Origin of the sequence: Microbacterium sp. LB12 (assembly GCF_037150835.1) — a bacterium.
Lineage (GTDB): Bacteria > Actinomycetota > Actinomycetes > Actinomycetales > Microbacteriaceae > Microbacterium.
Genome location: NZ_JBBCPF010000001.1, coordinates 125,994 through 141,936, shown reverse-complemented (window position 1 = coordinate 141,936; position 15,943 = coordinate 125,994). Strand labels below are relative to the sequence as shown.

At 70.2% G+C, this 15,943-nt stretch carries 16 protein-coding genes; 10 read left to right on the top strand and 6 right to left on the bottom strand.

Translation table 11 applies throughout. The features are described from left to right. Positions 1 to 15 precede the first annotated feature (15 nt). The gene (locus WFM69_RS00705) at positions 16 to 1,428 is read left to right on the top strand and encodes an MFS transporter (RefSeq protein WP_442928388.1); all 1,413 of its coding nucleotides are present in this window, start codon (positions 16 to 18) and stop codon (positions 1,426 to 1,428) included. Here the strand turns inward: WFM69_RS00705 and WFM69_RS00700 are convergent. Continuing rightward, on the bottom strand, positions 1,375 to 2,604 hold the full coding sequence (locus WFM69_RS00700) for a beta-ketoacyl-[acyl-carrier-protein] synthase family protein (protein WP_337000652.1): 1,230 nt from the start codon (positions 2,602 to 2,604) through the stop codon (positions 1,375 to 1,377). The genes WFM69_RS00705 and WFM69_RS00700 overlap by 54 nt on opposite strands. Then, positions 2,601 to 4,058 carry a class I adenylate-forming enzyme family protein gene (locus tag WFM69_RS00695; protein ID WP_337002065.1) on the bottom strand — a complete coding sequence of 486 codons (1,458 nt, stop codon included), beginning with the start codon at positions 4,056 to 4,058 and terminating at the stop codon, positions 2,601 to 2,603. The genes WFM69_RS00700 and WFM69_RS00695 overlap by 4 nt, the downstream gene beginning before the upstream one ends. 100 nt (positions 4,059 to 4,158) lie before the next feature. Here WFM69_RS00695 and WFM69_RS00690 point away from each other — a divergent pair, with 100 nt between their 5' ends. The 7 genes from WFM69_RS00690 to WFM69_RS00660 all read left to right on the top strand — a co-directional run bounded on the left by WFM69_RS00690 (position 4,159) and on the right by WFM69_RS00660 (position 10,174). After that, on the top strand, positions 4,159 to 4,764 hold the full coding sequence (locus WFM69_RS00690) for a biotin transporter BioY (protein ID WP_337000651.1): 606 nt from the start codon (positions 4,159 to 4,161) through the stop codon (positions 4,762 to 4,764). 236 nt (positions 4,765 to 5,000) lie between these two features. Next, a complete protein-coding gene (locus WFM69_RS00685; protein WP_337000650.1) occupies positions 5,001 to 6,437 on the top strand; it encodes a dihydrolipoyl dehydrogenase family protein in 1,437 nt (478 codons plus the stop codon). 144 nt (positions 6,438 to 6,581) lie between these two features. Beyond that, positions 6,582 to 6,884, top strand: coding sequence for a DUF427 domain-containing protein (locus WFM69_RS00680; protein WP_337000648.1), 303 nt, complete (start codon positions 6,582 to 6,584; stop codon positions 6,882 to 6,884). A gap of 43 nt (positions 6,885 to 6,927) precedes the next feature. Then, positions 6,928 to 7,800, top strand: a complete 873-nt coding sequence (locus WFM69_RS00675) for an ABC transporter ATP-binding protein (protein WP_337000646.1) — start codon at positions 6,928 to 6,930, stop codon at positions 7,798 to 7,800. Then, the gene (locus WFM69_RS00670) at positions 7,797 to 8,486 is read left to right on the top strand and encodes an ABC transporter permease (protein ID WP_337000644.1); all 690 of its coding nucleotides are present in this window, start codon (positions 7,797 to 7,799) and stop codon (positions 8,484 to 8,486) included. The genes WFM69_RS00675 and WFM69_RS00670 overlap by 4 nt, the downstream gene beginning before the upstream one ends. Next, positions 8,483 to 9,208, top strand: a complete 726-nt coding sequence (locus tag WFM69_RS00665) for an ABC transporter permease (RefSeq protein ID WP_337000642.1) — start codon at positions 8,483 to 8,485, stop codon at positions 9,206 to 9,208. The genes WFM69_RS00670 and WFM69_RS00665 overlap by 4 nt, the downstream gene beginning before the upstream one ends. Before the next feature lie 48 nt (positions 9,209 to 9,256). Beyond that, the gene (locus WFM69_RS00660; protein ID WP_337000640.1) at positions 9,257 to 10,174 is read left to right on the top strand and encodes an ABC transporter substrate-binding protein; all 918 of its coding nucleotides are present in this window, start codon (positions 9,257 to 9,259) and stop codon (positions 10,172 to 10,174) included. 69 nt (positions 10,175 to 10,243) lie between these two features. Here the strand turns inward: WFM69_RS00660 and WFM69_RS00655 are convergent, their stop codons facing one another. Then, on the bottom strand, positions 10,244 to 11,467 hold the full coding sequence (locus WFM69_RS00655; RefSeq protein WP_337000638.1) for an AI-2E family transporter: 1,224 nt from the start codon (positions 11,465 to 11,467) through the stop codon (positions 10,244 to 10,246). A gap of 62 nt (positions 11,468 to 11,529) precedes the next feature. On the opposite strand from WFM69_RS00655, the gene WFM69_RS00650 reads away from it, so the two are divergent. Next, positions 11,530 to 11,829, top strand: coding sequence for a chorismate mutase (locus tag WFM69_RS00650; RefSeq protein ID WP_337000636.1), 300 nt, complete (start codon positions 11,530 to 11,532; stop codon positions 11,827 to 11,829). A gap of 149 nt (positions 11,830 to 11,978) precedes the next feature. Here the strand turns inward: WFM69_RS00650 and WFM69_RS00645 are convergent, their stop codons facing one another. Then, entirely contained in the window at positions 11,979 to 12,572 is a 594-nt protein-coding gene (locus WFM69_RS00645) for a short chain dehydrogenase (RefSeq protein ID WP_337000634.1), read from the bottom strand. A 98-nt stretch (positions 12,573 to 12,670) separates the two neighbouring features. After that, a complete protein-coding gene (locus WFM69_RS00640) occupies positions 12,671 to 13,741 on the bottom strand; it encodes an ROK family transcriptional regulator (protein WP_337000632.1) in 1,071 nt (356 codons plus the stop codon). Between the two features lie 106 nt (positions 13,742 to 13,847). Between WFM69_RS00640 and WFM69_RS00635 the strand changes: the two genes are divergently transcribed. Beyond that, on the top strand, positions 13,848 to 15,008 hold the full coding sequence (locus WFM69_RS00635; RefSeq protein WP_337000630.1) for an ROK family protein: 1,161 nt from the start codon (positions 13,848 to 13,850) through the stop codon (positions 15,006 to 15,008). Between the two features lie 9 nt (positions 15,009 to 15,017). Here the strand turns inward: WFM69_RS00635 and WFM69_RS00630 are convergent, their stop codons facing one another. After that, complete coding sequence (locus WFM69_RS00630) at positions 15,018 to 15,941, bottom strand: carbohydrate ABC transporter permease (protein ID WP_337000628.1); 924 nt, start codon at positions 15,939 to 15,941, stop codon at positions 15,018 to 15,020. Positions 15,942 to 15,943: the final 2 nt, after the last annotated feature.

Sequence of the window (15,943 nt, the reverse complement as noted above, 5' to 3'; positions counted from 1 at the left end):
TCTAGCGTCGTCTCCATGACTTCGGAGACCGAACAGGTGGCGACGCCGAGCCCGGCCGCTCCGCGCATCATGAGCAGCGAATACCTCTGGATCACGATCGGTGCGTGCGCGCTCGTGTTCCTCGGGGCGTTCGAGTCGCTGGCGGTGACGACCGTGATGCCGACGGTGAGCGCCGACCTCGGCGGCGACCGCCTGTACGCGCTCGCCTTCGCGGGCCCGCTGGCGACCGGGGTCATCGGGATGGTGATCGCCGGCAACTGGGCCGATCGCCGGGGACCGGTCGCGCCGCTGTACACGGCGGTGGGGATGTTCGTGGTCGGGCTGCTCATCGCGGGTCTCGCCCCGACGATGGAGGTGCTGGTCGCCGGTCGGTTCGCGCAGGGTCTCGGCAGCGGTGGGCTGATGGTGGCGCTCTACGTCGTGGTGGCCCGCGTCTACCCGCAGTCCCTCCACCCGGCGATCTTCGCCGGCTTCGCGGCCGCCTGGGTCATCCCGTCCCTGATCGGACCGACCGTCGCGGGCGCGGTGACCGAGCTCTGGAGCTGGCACTGGGTCTTCCTCGGTGTGGTCATCCTCGTGCTGGTGGCGCTGGTGATGGTCGTCCCGGCCCTGCGCGGGCTGTCGAACGACGGGGATGCGACGACGCCCTGGGCATTCGGACGACTGGGGTGGTCGGTGCTCGCGGCGGCGGCCGTGCTCGCTCTGAACCTCGTCGGCGACATCCCCGGGGTCGGTCCGGTGCTGGCGGTCGCCGCGGTCGTGGTCGCGCTCATCGCCGTGCGACCGCTGGTCCCGCGGGGAACCTTGCGCGCGCGCCGGGGCCTGCCGTCGGTCATCCTCGTGCGCGGGGTCGCGGCCGCCGGCTTCTTCGGCGCGCAGGTCTACCTGCCCTATCTGCTGACCGATCGCTACGAGCTCTCGCCGACGCTGGCCGGGCTCGCCCTCACGGGTGGGGCGCTCGCCTGGTCGATCGCCGCGACCGTGCAGGGGCGGCTCGGCGCGCGGCTGTCCAGCGTGACGGCGGTGCGGCTGGGCACCTTCCTCGTGTTCCTGGGTATCCTGCTGACCGTCGCGACCGCCGCGTTGCAGTGGGGCGCCGTGATGGCCGCCGCGTCCTGGGTCGTCGCGGGCGCGGGGATGGGTTTGATGAGCCCGCGCACGAGCGCGCTCACCCTCGCCCTGTCGACACCCGAGAACCAGGGCTTCAACAGCGGCGCCATGACGGTCGCCGACTCGTTCGGCAGCGCCCTGGCCCTCGCGATCACCGGCACCCTGTTCACGGCACTGGCCGCGGCTGACCCGTTCCTCGGCGTGTTCGTCTTCGCCGCGGTGGTCGCGTGCGCGGCCGCGGTGCTCGCGCCGCGGGTGAGCGCTTCAGCCGGGCAGGCTCAGGAGCAGGGCGGCGTTGTGTCCGCCGAATCCGAATGAGGTCGACAGGACCGTCCTGACCGGGTGCGGTCGTGGCTGGTCGCGCACGAAGTCCCAGCCCTCCTCGAGCGGATCGGTCAGATTGATCGTCGGCGGCAGCACCTGATCGCGCAGGGTCAGCGCCGCGATGACGGCCTCGACCACCCCGGCGGCTCCGAGCAGATGCCCGGTGGTGGACTTGGTCGCCGTGAGGGGGACGTCGGATGCCCGCGGACCGAGCGCGTGTCGGAGGGCCGTCAGCTCTGCCGCATCCCCGAGCACGGTGCCAGTGCCGTGCGTGTTCACGTGGTCGATCTCGGACGCGGCGGTGCGCGCGTCGGCGAGGCAGGCACTGATCGCCCGGATCGCACCGGTGGCGGCAGGGTCGGGAGCGGTGGCGTGATGCGCGTCGCTACTCGCCCCGACTCCGCTGATGACCGCGATCGGCTCCGCGTCGCGCTCGCGGGCGAGGTCGGTGGCTTCCAGCAGCACGGCCGCCGCACCCTGCGCCGTCACGAAACCTCTACGCGCGCGATCGAAGGGGCGGGAGGCGGATACCGGGTCATCGGCGAAGCCGGGGGCGAGGGAGCGGAGGTTCGTGTGTGCGGCGAGATGCAGCGGGCCCAGGCAGTCGTCCATCCCGACGACGAGCACTGCATCGGCGTACCCGTGTCGGATGCGCCGGACGCCCTCGCCGATCGCGATGGCACCGCTCGCGCACGCCGCGGTCACCGCATGGGTCTGGCCGAGTATGCCGTAGCGCCGGCTGAGCACGCCGCCGATGGCATCCGCGGTGCCGTACACCGCGAGGGAAGGCGGCACCGTGCGCGCACCCGTGTCCTGCAGGCGCTGAGCGGCGTGCGCGACCGCATCGGCGGGGCCGGACCCCGTCGCGATGATCACCTGCACGGTGTCCGCGCCCCACGGCAGGTCGAGCGCATCCGCCGTCGCCTCGTCCGCCGCGGCGACGGCCCACTTCTGCATCGGAGTGAGGTGTCGGGCGAGTGATGCCGGCAGCCCGGCGGGTGCGACGAACCCCCGGATGATCCCGCCGACCTGCACCGGACCTGTGCCGGCGAGTTCCGCCGGGAGGCGCGTGATGCCGCTGCGTCCGGCGCGCACGGATGCCCACAGTGCCGGTGCCGAGAGCCCGCTCGGGGTGACGGCACCGACCCCGGTGACGGCGACGGCTCTCACTGTGCCACCTCTCCGCGCGCGACGAGTTCGGCGACGCGGCCCCGGCGGATCTTGCCTCCGGGCGTGCGTGGAAGCTCGGGCACCGTGCACCAGCGGCGGGGGACGGATGCCGCGGCGAGTCGGTCCTTCGCCCAGGCCCGCAGCTCCGCGCCCGAGGCTGCCTCTCCTTCGACGACGAGCACGATCCGCACGCCGCGGATGTCGTCGCTCTCCGCGACCGCGCACACGGCCCCGAGGCCCGGCATCCCTTCGAACGCACGCTCCACCTCGTCGAGGGCGACCGTGTGTCCTCCGGTGGTGACGACGTCACCGCGCCGACCGACGAACGTGAAGTCGCGGCCGTGCAGGCGTCCCTGATCCTGCACGCTCGCCCAGCCGTCGGCGTCCTGCAACGGGGTCGACGAGCTGCCGGGCAGGTATCCGGTCGAGCAGGAGGGGGACCGCACCCAGAGCGTGCCGACCTCGCCCTCGGGAACGGCGGTGCCGGCGTCGTCGCGCACCCGTGCCTGCACCTGCGGGTAGAGGCGGATGGCGTCGCCGGCGCGGGAGTCTCCGATGAAGCCGAGCTCGGCCGTGCCGAAGTAGCTGATCGTACGGGCGCGGGGCATCGTCTCGGCGATGCGGCCGCGTGCGTCGGGTGAGAGCGCCGCGCCTCCGGTGATGATCAGGTCGATGCCGTCGTGCCGGCCCGGGTCGCGGGTCGCGGCATCCGTCAGCGGGCGCACCGCCGCGGGAACCGTGACCACCCGGGTGATGTGCTCGTCGCGGGTGCGGGCGGTGAGCCACAGCTCTTCGAGGCGGTCGGCGACGTGGAGCTGTCCGCCCGTGGCGAGCACCTCGAACAGCGTGTACAGCGTGAGGCTGTACGACATCGGTCCGGGGGCGAACGTCGCGATCCCGTCGCCGGCCCCGAGGTGCGCGCGCGAGACGTCGATGTTCGCCGCGTACTGCGCCCGGGTCTTGAGGAAGGCCTTCGGAGCGCCCGTGGTGCCGGAGGAGGTGAGGAGGAGGAACGGTGCATCGTCCGCGGGGAGTGTGGAGTCGGGGGCATCGTCCAGGTCGGAGCCGTCCAGGTCGGTGAGCCCGAGGAGCAGGCCGGGCCAGCCGCTCGCCGGCAACGCGGCCCGCAGCGCGTCGGAGTCCGTGATCACCGCCACAGCTCCCGTCGACAGGATCGACTGCACCTGCAGCGAGACGGGACAGCGCCCATCCACGACGACGACGATGCGGTCACCGGCTTCGGCAGCGACGACGAGCCGCGCGGTGTCGAAGGAACCTGCGAGGCAGAGCACGACGACAGGACGCGGTGTCGTGTCAGGGAGGGCGCGCGGGAGTGCGTGATCCAGCGCGCCGGAGAGGCGCCGTGACTGCGCGTACAGCTCGCGGTAGCTCAGGCGCGTGTCGGCTCCGACGAGAGCGGGGCGGTCGGGGTCGTCGGCCGCGAGGCGTCGCAGCGTGGGCGTGATGGACGTGATCGCTCCTCGGTTTGCATGGTCTCGGATCCGTCCCTATTCTAATGAACACCGTTCAGGTGAACGGTGTTCAGGAGGATCCATGCCCACGCCCCGCACTGCCGATACGAGTGCCTCACTCGGACGCATCGCCGTCTTCGCCGCACTCATCATCGTGCTCGGAACCGTGATCGTGCCCCTGCCCGGCGGAGTGCCGATCACCGGCCAGACGCTCGGGGTCATGCTCGCCGGACTGGTGCTCGGCCCCCGTCTCGCCCCTCTCGCCGTGACTCTCGTGCTCGCGCTCGCCGCCGTCGGGCTGCCCGTGCTCGCGGGCGGACGCGGGGGCCTCGGCGTCTTCGTCGGACCGAGCGCCGGCTACCTCCTCGGCTGGATCGCCGGCGTCGTCGTGATCGGCCTCCTCCTGCGCACCGGGCGCTTCACGTGGTGGCGCGTGGCGCTCGCCGCCCTGGTCGGTGGGGTCTTCGTCGTGTACGCCTTCGGCATCCCGATCCAGGCACTCGTGACCGGTGTGCCGCTCGGACCGACCGCGCTGTCGAGCCTCGCGTTCCTCCCCGGCGACCTCATCAAGGTGACCGCGGCGACCCTCGTCGCCGTGGCCCTCCGTCGTGCCTACCCGCGGGCCTTCGCCGACCGCCGCCCGGTCGCCGCCCCCGCCCCCGCACCCACCGCCGCACCCACCGCGTAGGGCCTCACCCGTCCGCCTGTCGGGCGGATGCACGCCCGTCGGACGACGCGCCGTGCATCGGCCCGACATCCGTGCATTCTCCCGACAGGTGACGTCGGTCGGACGCGGCCTCGCAAGCGCCGCAAGCCACCCCGCCACGCCGGGAGGGAACAAGGAGGCCGTGACTCGGCGTTGCTCTTGAGCGAGACTGGGCCACGGGACCGGTGACGGATCCGGTCGACGGAGAGGTGCGACGCATGACTGCTGCGGAGAAGACCGACGAATACGACCTGATCGTGCTGGGCGGAGGGCCCGTGGGCGAGAACGTCGCCGACCGCGCCGTGCAGGGCGGCCTCACCGCGATCATCGTGGAGAGCGAGCTCGTCGGCGGTGAATGCTCGTACTGGGCGTGCATGCCGTCGAAGGCACTGCTCCGCTCGGCGCAGGCGCTCCGTGCCGCACAGCACGTGGCGGGCGCCTCGCAGGCCGTGACCGGGAAGCTCGACGTGCGGGCGGTGTTCGATCGCCGCGACTCCTTCACCAGCAACTGGTCCGACGACGGTCAGGTGAAGTGGCTGGAATCGGCAGGCATCGACCTCGCCCGCGGCCATGGCCGGCTCACGGGCGAGCGGGAGGTGACGGTGATGGATGCCGACGGCTCCGAGCGCGTGCTCCGTGCTCGGCACGCGGTGGCGATCAGTACCGGATCGGATGCCGTGATCCCGCCCATCGACGGACTGCGTGAGGCCACCCCGTGGACGAGTCGCGAGGCGACCAGCGCGGAGGAGGTCCCCGACAGCCTGGCCGTGATCGGCGGAGGCGTCGTGGCGGTGGAGATGGCGACCGCGTATGCCGCGCTCGGCTCGACCGTGACCGTGATCGCCCGCAGCGGCCTGCTCGGCGGCATGGAGCCGTTCGCCGGAGAACGAGTGGCCGCGGGGCTGAAGGAGCTGGGCGTCGACGTGCGCACGGGCACCGGCACCACGTCGGTGCATCGCCGGGCCGAGGGCGTCACGATCACGCTCGATGGCGGGGAGGAGATCACCGCGACCGAGGTTCTCGCCGCGACCGGACGCTCGCCGCGCAGCGGCGACATCGGCCTCGAGGTCGTGGGGCTGGAGCCCGGCCGCTGGATCGAGACGGACGACACGCTGCGGGTTCCCGGCAACGACTGGCTCTACGCGGTCGGCGACGTCAACGGACGGGTGCTGCTCACGCATCAGGGGAAGTATCAGGCGCGTGCCGCCGGCGACGTGATCGTCGCGCGGGCGAAGGGCGACGACGTGGATGACGCCCCGTGGGGACGCCACGTCGCAACTGCCGACCAGGCCGCGGTCCCGCAGGTGACCTTCTCGATCCCGGAGGTCGCCTCGGTCGGCCTGACCGAAGCCGCCGCCCGCAAGGCGGGGAAAGCAGTGAAGGTCGTCGACTACGACCTGGGCTGGGTCGCCGGGGCGAGCCTCTACGAAGACGGCTTCGAGGGACAGGCGCGCCTCGTGATCGACACCGACCGCGATGTCGTGCTCGGCGCCACGTTCGTCGGACCGGAGGTGGCCGAGCTCGTGCATGCCGCCACGGTGGCCGTCGTCGGCGAGGTGCCCATCGCTCGCCTCTGGCACGCAGTGCCGTCGTATCCCACGGTCAGCGAGATCTGGCTGCGTCTGCTGGAGGGCTACGGCCGCGACTCCGCGTGAGGCGCGGTATCGGGCCAATCCGATCCAGGGGTCACGTCGAACAGGATCCGGAATGTTTCTCATATTGACGCTCGGGATGCAACCCTCACCCCCGATGTCCGAGCCGTCTTATACGCTCTAACCCACATCCGAGGAGGCAGGACCATGAAGGCTGTACTCGCAGGAACCGTGATCGCCGAGGCCGACGAGAGCGACCTCATCCGCATCGAGGGGAACTGGTACTTCCCGCCGGCATCCGTCGCACCGGACGTGCTCGTCGAGAGCCCCACGCCGTACACCTGTCCGTGGAAGGGTGTGTGCCAGTACTACTCGGTGCAGACCGACGGCGAGCTCCACCCCGACTATGCGTGGGCGTATCCGCACCCGTACCCGTCCGCCTTCGACCGCGTGGGCAAGGACTTCTCCGGCTATGTCGCCTTCGATCCGCGAGTCGAGGTCGGCCCGTAATCCTGCCCGCCCTCACATCGATCGACCGACTGGAGACCAGCCCATGATCGAGTTCCGCAACGTCTCGAAGCGGTTCCCCGACGGCACGCTCGCCGTCGACGACTTCAGCCTCGTGCTGCCCTCACGCAAGACCACCGTGTTCGTCGGGTCGTCCGGCTGCGGCAAGACCACCCTGCTGCGCATGATCAACCGCATGGTCGAGCCGACCTCCGGCGAGGTCGAGATCGACGGCGAGAGCGTGCTAGGCGGCGACCCGGTCGCGTTGCGCCGGCGCATCGGGTACGTCATGCAGAACTCGGGGCTCATGCCGCACTTCACGGTCATCGACAACGTGGCGACCGTGCTGCGACTCACCGGCGTGAAGCGGGGCGCCGCTCACAAGCGCGCCAGGGAGCTGCTCGACACGGTCGGGCTCGACCAGTCGCTCGCCGACCGCTACCCGAGCCAGCTCTCCGGTGGTCAGCAGCAGCGTGTCGGTGTGGCCCGCGGCCTCGCCGCCGACCCCAACATCCTCCTCATGGACGAGCCCTTCGGCGCGGTCGACCCCATTGTGCGGGCCGACCTGCAGCAGGAGACGCTGCGGCTGCAGCATGAGCTCGACAAGACGGTCGTGTTCGTCACGCACGACATCGACGAGGCGTTCCTGCTCGGCGACCAGGTCGTCATCCTCGACAAGGGCGCCCGCATCGTGCAGGTGGGCAGTCCGAGCGAGATCATCGAGAACCCGGCAGACGACTTCGTCGCGGCCTTCATCGGCGCCGACCGCGGCCGTCGTTCCCTGCACCTCAAGCAGACGCCGCGCGGCACCGTCGTGGTCGACTCCGAGGGGCGCACACAGGGCGCGATCGTCGATGTTCCGGATGCCGTCACCGACGCGCTCTTGCACGAGGAGAGCGTGACGAAGGGCGCTCCGTGAACTGGTTCGTCGACAACTTCGGGCTCATCCTCGATCTGACGGCGGCGCATCTGCGGCAGAGCGTCATCCCGATCGTGATCGGCTTCGTGCTGTCGCTGCCGCTCGGATGGGTGGCCTGGCGCTACCGGCTCGTGCGCGGCCCGATCATCGCGCTCACCGGGCTGCTGTACACGATCCCGTCGCTGGCGCTGCTGATCCTGCTCCCGGCTGTGCTCGGCTACTCGGCGATCAACGAGCCGAACCTCATCGTCGCACTGACGATCTATGCCGTCGCGATCCTGGTGCGTGCGGTCGCCGACGGCCTCGACTCGGTCGACGACGATGTGCGTCAGGCGGCCACCGCCACCGGGTTCGCGCCGTTCCGCCGCTTCTGGGCGGTGGAGTTCCCGCTGGCAGGTCCGGTGATCCTCGCGGGTCTCCGGGTGACGGCGGTGAGCACGATCTCGCTCGCCACGGTCGGCATCCTGATCGGGGTGCGCAACCTCGGCTACCTGTTCACCGACGGCCTGCAGCGTCGCATCATCGCCGAGGTGTTCTCGGGTGTCATCGCGGTGGTCGTGATCGCCCTGATCGTCGACCTGCTGCTGCTGCTCGCCGGTCGCGCGCTCATGCCGTGGACCAGGGCGGCGACGAAGACCGCGACGAAGGCCGCGGCGACCCGTGCGACGGTGAGGGCGGCCGCATGAACCTCTTCGCCGACGCCTTCGCCTGGCTGTTCTCACCCGACCGCTGGGTAGGACCGTACGCATTGCCGATCCTGTTCGGTCAGCACATCTACTACACCGTCATCTCGGTGCTCATCGCTGCCCTGATCGCCCTGCCGCTGGGCTGGCTCATCGGGCACACCGGCCGGGGACGCGAGATCGCGGTCGGCATCTCGGGGGCGGCGCGCGCGATCCCCTCGTTCGGTCTCATGGTGCTGCTGGTGCTGCTGCTGGGCGTGCTCCGCGTCCCCGAAGCGGCCATCATCACGTTCGTGCTGCTCGCCATCCCGTCGCTCCTCGCCGGTGCCTACACGGGTCTCGAGGCCATCGACCGTCGGGTGCTCGACTCGGCGCGGGCGATGGGGATGACCGAGTGGCAGGTGTTCTGGAAGGTCGAGGTGCCGCTCGGCCTGCCGCTGCTCGTGGGTGGGCTGCGTTCTGCACTCCTCCAGGTGATCGCCACGGTCACCATCGCCGCCTACGTGAACCTCGGCGGTCTCGGCTGGCCGATCATCCAGGGCCTGCCGCTACGCAAGTTCGATCAGGTGCTCGGCGGCGCGATCCTCGTCGCGGTGCTCGCGCTGATCGTCGATCTGCTGCTCGCGCTCGCCCAGCACGCCGCCGTCCCCGCCGGCGTGCGTCCGCAGACCGTGCGGCGTCGTTCGCGCGCTCCGCTCACCGCGACCGCACCCGCGACCGCCTGACACCGACCCACAGCATCCGTCCCGTTGTCCCAGAGAAGAGGAAGTCCCATGTTCACAGCACGAAAGTCACGACTCGCTCTCGCCGGTGGCGCCGCGCTCGTCGCAGCGCTCGTCCTCGGCGGCTGCGCCAGCAGCAACCCGCTCGACACCCCGACCGGCGACTCGAGCTCGGGCGGCGACACCATCGTCATCGGCTCGCAGGCGTATTACTCGAACGAGATCATCGCCGAGATCTACGCCCAGGCGCTCGAGGCAGCCGACTTCACGGTCGACCGCAAGTTCAGCATCGGCCAGCGCGACGCGTACATGCCCGATGTCGAGTCGGGTGCGATCAACCTGTTCCCCGAGTACACCGGCAGCCTGCTGGAGTACCTCTCCAAGGACAAGGTCGAGGTCACCAGCCCCGAAGACGTCTACGCCGCGCTGAAGGACACGCTGCCCAAGGGCCTCACCGCTCTCGACTACGCCGAGGCTTCCGATCAGGACACCTACACGGTGCTGAAGAGCTTCGCCGAGGCGAACAACCTCACCTCGATCGGCGATCTCGCCAACGTGACCACCCCGGTCACGATCGGTGCGGCCCCCGAGTTCGAGGAGCGCCCGTACGGTCCGGCGAAGGCCAAGGAGGTCTACGGTGTCGACCTGACGTTCTCGGCGACCGGTCCGACCACTCTGGAGTCGCTGCTCGCCGGCGAGATCCAGGTGGCCGACATCTACACGGCCGACCCGGCATTCCAGACGGAGGACATCGTCGCTCTGGAGGACCCGAAGAACCTGATCATCTCGTCGAACGTCGTGCCGATCGCGTCGAGCGACATCGCCGACAAGATCGCCGACGTGATCAACCCGATCAGCGCCAAGCTCAGCGCCAAGGAGCTCGTCGCACTGAACGTGCAGAGCACGGTCGACCAGAAGTCGGCGACCGAGATCGCCAAGAAGTGGCTGACCGACAACGGCCTCATCTGATCTGGGAGGACACAGAAGCGCCCGGACCCCTGTGGGTCCGGGCGCTTCGTCGTGCGGGGCGGATCCGTGTCAGATCCGAGCGTCCTGCTTCGGGACGAGCACTTGCTTGATGATGATGAGGATGGATGCGGTCACCGGAACGGCCACGAGCGCGCCGAGCAGACCGAGCAGCGTGCCGCCGGCCAGAGCGCCGATCACGACGAGCGAACCGGGGACCGACACGGCACGGTTCATGACGCGCGGCGTGAGCACGTAGGCCTCGATTTGCATGTAGATGAGGTAGATCACGGCGAAGATGAGCGCGGCGACCGGGTTCGTGAACAGCGCCAGGCAGCTGCCGATGATCCAGAACAGCACGGAGCCGACCAGCGGGATCAGCGTGACGCAGAACGCGATGGCCGCCATGAGAGGCGGGAACGGCAGCCCCAGCACCGAGTACAGGATGAGGGCGAGGGTCGCGTTGCAGAACGCCAGCACCACCATGCCCATCACGTATCCGCCGACAGAGTCGGTGATCTGGTCGGTGATGTCGCTCGCCCTGGCACGGTCGCGGGCGGGCGCCAGACGCAGCAGGCCCACCTTCATGGCGGGCAGCGTCGCGAGGAAGTAGAGCGTGAGCACCAGCACGACGATGGCGCCCGAGATACCGGTGGCGATGGATGCGCCGACGGCCAGCGCGCCGCCGCCGATGGTCGCCAGATTGCCGAAGTCGGTCAGGAACGACTGCACTTCGGCGACGAGATCCTGGAACTGATCGCCGAACTGCTCCTCCAGGGTCTTGTAGATATCGCTGCGCGTGAAGTCCTGGATCATCCCGGGAACCGACTTCACGAAGCCGGCGATCTGCTCGATCACGATCGGGATGACCATCCACAGCACGAGCCCGAAGACGACGATGAGCGCGAGGATCGTGATGACCACCGAGATCGCACGGGACAAGCCCCGCCGCTCGAGGAACCGCACAGCGGGGTCGAGCCCCAATGCGCCGAAGAGGGCGAGGGCGATGTAGATGAGCACGGTGGAGAGGTTCGACAGGGCGAGGCCGAGCACGAACGCCCCGAGGCCGCCGAGCGTCACCAGGAAGCCGAAGACGAACGGGCGGTCGATGCGCGTCCAGAACGAGCGACTCGGCGTCATCGGCTCGATCACGACCGGGCGCGGCGGAGCGGCGGGGGGAGGTGCGTCCGTCGTCGCCGCTTTCGACGTGCGGCGGTGAGTCGCGGGCTTTGCCGGCGAGGTGGCGGATGCGTCGTCGTCGAGGGGCGCAGGTGCCGGCGACTCTTCGTTGCTCATGTGCTCACGATAGCGGTGCAGCGCGACGAAACCGGGGTGTTCCGCGGCTCTAGAGTAGGGGCATGACCCCCGCCGAAGACCCCAAGAGCGCACTGCTGCGGCTTCGCGCCACGATCGACAACATCGACGCCGCCCTGATCTTCATGCTGGCCGAGCGGTTCCGCGCCACACAGCAGGTCGGGCATCTCAAGGCGGAGCACGACATGCCCGCGTCCGACCCGAGTCGCGAGGAGCAGCAGGTCGCACGGTTGCGCGCGCTCGCCGAGGAGGCGCACCTCGATCCGGAGTTCGCCGAGAAGTGGTTCAACTTCGTGGTGGCCGAGGTCATCCGCCACCACACCGAGGCGGCCGAGAGCCGCTGAGCGGCGGGGCGTCCTGTCCCGTCACATCGTGCGGATGTCGGGAGCATGGACGGATGTCGGTCGACACGCCGCGGTTCGGCCCGACATCCGTGCGCACTCCCGACAAGTGCACGCGGGCGAGGTGCGCGCAGGCGGGGCGGACGCGCGCGTCAGACCTCGAGGATGCGTCCGGTGATGACGCCCTCGACCGCGCGCACGTAGGCGTCGCCCACCTCGGCATCGCCGACCGGCCGGTGTCCCGGGAACGCAGAGTGGTATCCGGGGGAACGATCCAATACGTCGGGCGAGACCGCGTTGATGCGGATGCCGCGCGGAGCCTCGGTGGCGGCCGTGAGCACGAACGATTCCAGGGCACCGTTCGCCATCGCGGCTGCGGCGCCGGTCGCGATCGGTTCGCGCGCGAGCACGCCGCTGGTGATCGTGATCGAGCCGCCGTCCGACACGTGGGCGAGCGCCTCGCGGACCACGTCGATCTGCGCCAGTGCCTTGCCCGTGAACGCGGTGAGGTAGTCGTCACGGCTGAGCTCGGTGAGGGGCTTGAACGGCACGGAGCCGGCGGCCACCACGACGGCGTCGATGTCGGTGACGCGTTCGAACAGGGCGCGGATCGAGGCGGGATCGGTCACGTCCACGCGCTCCTCGCCGCTGCGCGATGCGCGCACCACCGTGTGGCCGCGTGATTCCAGAGTCGCGGCGACGATGCTGCCGATGCTGCCGGTCGCGCCGATGACGAGTGCCTTCATGCGGGAGTCCTCCTAGGAAGGGCCGGGGGTTCAGTGGGGTTTCGCGAAGGAGTCCAACCTATCCCGTGATCCTTCGGCGCCGCGGGAACGCCGAGGCGTCAGCGCGGGCTGAACTCGCGGGCCACGACGCGCGTGGCGGCGCCTCGGAGCACGGCGTCGTCGAGAGGGCTGCGGACGACGGCGGGTCCGAGCGACGGGTGCGATGCGTCGCGCACGGCCGTGGCTGCCGCGTCGATCAGTTCGTCGGTCGCGATGCGCGCGGGGCCGCTCAGCACGATCGTGGGGAGGTCGACGGCTGCGGCGATGACCGAGAGCGATGTGCCCAGTCGTGCTCCGGCGGCCGCGAGGATTGCGCCGTGCTCGGCGGGTGCGGCCGCGTCGAGCCGACGCGACAGTGCCGGCACGGATGCCCAGGCGTGCACGCAGCCGATGCGCCCGCACAGGCAGGTGTCGCCGGGGTCGCCGCCGGCGATGACGTGGGCCAGCTCCCGGGCGTCGATGGACCGTTCGAGCGGGGCGCCGTCGTCGCCCACCACGCGGATCGCGGTGCCGATCCGCGTGCCGATGCGCACGAGCAGGAAGTCGGTGTCGACCGTCCCGAACCGCTGCTCGGCGTCGGCGACGAGGTCGGCGTCGTCGAACAGATGCACCGGGGCATCGAGCGTGTCGGCGATGCGCGGGCCGAGGCCCAGGAGGGCGGCGGATCCGGGCGGAACGCCGATGCCGATGCCGAGCGGCGGGCTGCTGGCGAGCTGGGCGAGCTCGTCGATGAGGTCCGCGATCACGCGGGCTCCATCGTCGCCGGTCAGGCGCGAGAGTCGGTGGGTGAGGCGTCCGTCCGGGGTGGCGAGGGCGCCGACCACCTGGCCGGGCGTGCTGAGGTCGAGGGCGATCACCTGCACGGCGCGCTGATCGAACTCGAGCATGACGGCGGGCTTGCCGGGGCGGGGGTTCTGGCTGGGGCCGCTCTCGAGGATCACCCCGTCGTCGAGCAGATCCTTCACGAGGTCGGAGATCGTCGGGCGGGCGAGGCCTGTCAGTCGGGACAGGTCGGCGCGGCTCGCGGCGGTGTGCTCCATGAGGGTCCGCAGCACCAGGTCGCGGTTGCGGTGACGGATCGTGCGCGCGTGACCGTTCCCTGCGCGCCATAGGATCTGGGTGTCGTGCACGATGCTCCTCCCACCCGTCAGCGCCTCGACTTAGTTTAATGAATAAACCAACTGGATCGAGCGTACGGAGCGTCGTACGATCTGTCAATCGTGGAACGGAACCGCCATGCTCAACACGGATGAGGGGCTCGACACCCAAGGCGCGGTGCGGCGCGCCAACCTCCGTCGAGCGCTGCAATTGGTGTTCCGGAACCCGGGCACCCAGACCCGCGCCGGCATCGCACGAGGCACGGGGCTCACCGCCGCCACGGCCTCGTCGCTGGTCGCCGAGCTCATCGACAGCCGACTGATCGTCGAGGGGGAGCAGGCGGCGAGCACCGGTGGCAAGCGCGCGACCACCCTCAGCGTCGATGCGAGCCACCATCTCATCCTCGTGCTGGTCATCCAGCCCACCCATGCCGACATCGCCCTCGTCGCGCTCGACGGCACCGAGGTCGACGAGCGGCGAGTCGCGTACACGCCCGCGGACCGCGATCGCGCGCTCGACGACGCGGTCGCCGCCGTGGCTGCCGACTTCCCGGACCGGCTCCTCGCCGCCGGGGTGCAATTGCCGGGCACCACGGATGGCCGGTCCGTGCTCGAGAGCGTGCAGCTGAAGTGGCAGAACGTGCCGCTGGCCGAGCGATTCGAGCAGCTGATCGACGCGCCCGTGCTGCTCGTCAACGACGTCGACGCCGAGGCCATCGCGGAGTCCGGCATGGATGAGTCGCCCTCCGGCTACCGGCTCTTCATCCACCTCGGCGGCGGCGTCGGCGCGGCAGTCACGCTCGACGGCGAACTCGCACCGGGTCCCCGCGATCGTGCCGGCGAGATCGGCCACGTGCAGGTCGTCTACGGCGATGCCGCGCGCCCATGCAGCTGCGGGCAGCGTGGGTGCCTGGAGTCGGCCTCCGCACTCGGGGCGATGCTCGGCGACGAGTTCACGGATGCGCTGGATGCACCGGCGATCAGCGCCCTCGTCGCGCAGGCCGACCAGCACGACCTCGACGAGGGCGCCCGTGCCCTCGCCCGTGTGATCAAGCTCATCAGCGCGCTGCTCGACCCGACCGAGGTGGTGATCGGCGGACACGCGGCCGTGCTGGGCGACAGCTTCCTCGACCTCGTGCGCCGCGAGACCGAGTACCCCTCCCGCGGCACCGCGCACGTGCCGGTGCGCTACGCCGATCCGCGCGCGCCGCTCTCGGCGGGCGCCGCGCAGGCCGCCCTCACCGCGGCGCTCGGCGTGCGGTGGAACCCGGAGCAGCTGCGCGCGGCATCCGCTTCCTGACGCCGGCGGTTACTTGACGCTGCCCGCCGTCAGGCCGCCGACCAGGCGCTTCTCGATCAGCATGAACAGGATGACCACGGGAAGGATGGCGACGATCGAGACGCCGAACACGTACTGCCAGCTCGTCTCGTACTGACCGACGAACTTGGTCAGCGCGACCGACAGCGGCTGGTTCTTGTCGGTGGACAGGATCACGAGGGAGGCGGCGAACTCGTTCCAGCAGGCCACGAACGTGAACACGATCGCGGTGACGATGCCCGGCCACACCAACGGCAGATTGATCTTGAACAGCACGGTGAAGCGGCCTGCGCCGTCGATCTGCGCCGCCTCGTCGACCTCCTTCGGGATGCCCGCGAAGAAGGAGTGCATGATCCACACCGCGAACGACAGGTTGAACGCGGCGTTGATGAAGATCATCGCGACCCAGGTGTCGCCGAGCCCGAGCGTCGTGAACTGCCGGAACAGACCCGAGGTGAGCACGGCGGGCTGCAGCATCTGCGTCACGATCACGAGGAACAGGAACACCATGCGGCCGGGGAACTTGAACCGGGCCGTGTAGTAGGCCGCCGGCAGCGACACCAGCAGCACCAGCAGCGTCGCGAACACGGCGATCACGATCGTCGAGATCAGGTTGTACGGCAGCGGCGTCTCCGGGGTGGACCACATCGTGATGTAGTTCTCCCAGTGCCACTCCGTGGGGAGGTAGGTGGGATCGACCGAGCGGATCTGCGCCTTGGTCTTCACGGAGCCGAAGAACATGATCAGGTACGGCAGCACGAAGATCGCCAGCACCAGGAATCCGGCGACCGTGCGCAGGATCACGCGGGGCAGCGTCACCTGGTCCTCGGTGTAGCGGCGCTTGCGGCCGGGGATCGGCGGGATGCGTCCGCCGGGGCCTGCGGTGGTCACGAGAGCGGTCTCGGTCACGGTCATGA

Coding starts and splice junctions, on each gene's coding strand:
- WFM69_RS00685 (WP_337000650.1), top strand. CDS start 5,001: ATGACTGCTGCGGAGAAGACCGACGAATACGACCTGATCGTGCTGGGC.
- WFM69_RS00660 (WP_337000640.1), top strand. CDS start 9,257: ATGTTCACAGCACGAAAGTCACGACTCGCTCTCGCCGGTGGCGCCGCG.
- WFM69_RS00665 (WP_337000642.1), top strand. CDS start 8,483: ATGAACCTCTTCGCCGACGCCTTCGCCTGGCTGTTCTCACCCGACCGC.
- WFM69_RS00630 (WP_337000628.1), bottom strand. CDS start 15,941: ATGACCGTGACCGAGACCGCTCTCGTGACCACCGCAGGCCCCGGCGGA.
- WFM69_RS00705 (WP_442928388.1), top strand. CDS start 16: ATGACTTCGGAGACCGAACAGGTGGCGACGCCGAGCCCGGCCGCTCCG.
- WFM69_RS00690 (WP_337000651.1), top strand. CDS start 4,159: ATGCCCACGCCCCGCACTGCCGATACGAGTGCCTCACTCGGACGCATC.
- WFM69_RS00655 (WP_337000638.1), bottom strand. CDS start 11,467: ATGAGCAACGAAGAGTCGCCGGCACCTGCGCCCCTCGACGACGACGCA.
- WFM69_RS00645 (WP_337000634.1), bottom strand. CDS start 12,572: ATGAAGGCACTCGTCATCGGCGCGACCGGCAGCATCGGCAGCATCGTC.
- WFM69_RS00650 (WP_337000636.1), top strand. CDS start 11,530: ATGACCCCCGCCGAAGACCCCAAGAGCGCACTGCTGCGGCTTCGCGCC.
- WFM69_RS00675 (WP_337000646.1), top strand. CDS start 6,928: ATGATCGAGTTCCGCAACGTCTCGAAGCGGTTCCCCGACGGCACGCTC.
- WFM69_RS00680 (WP_337000648.1), top strand. CDS start 6,582: ATGAAGGCTGTACTCGCAGGAACCGTGATCGCCGAGGCCGACGAGAGC.
- WFM69_RS00635 (WP_337000630.1), top strand. CDS start 13,848: ATGCTCAACACGGATGAGGGGCTCGACACCCAAGGCGCGGTGCGGCGC.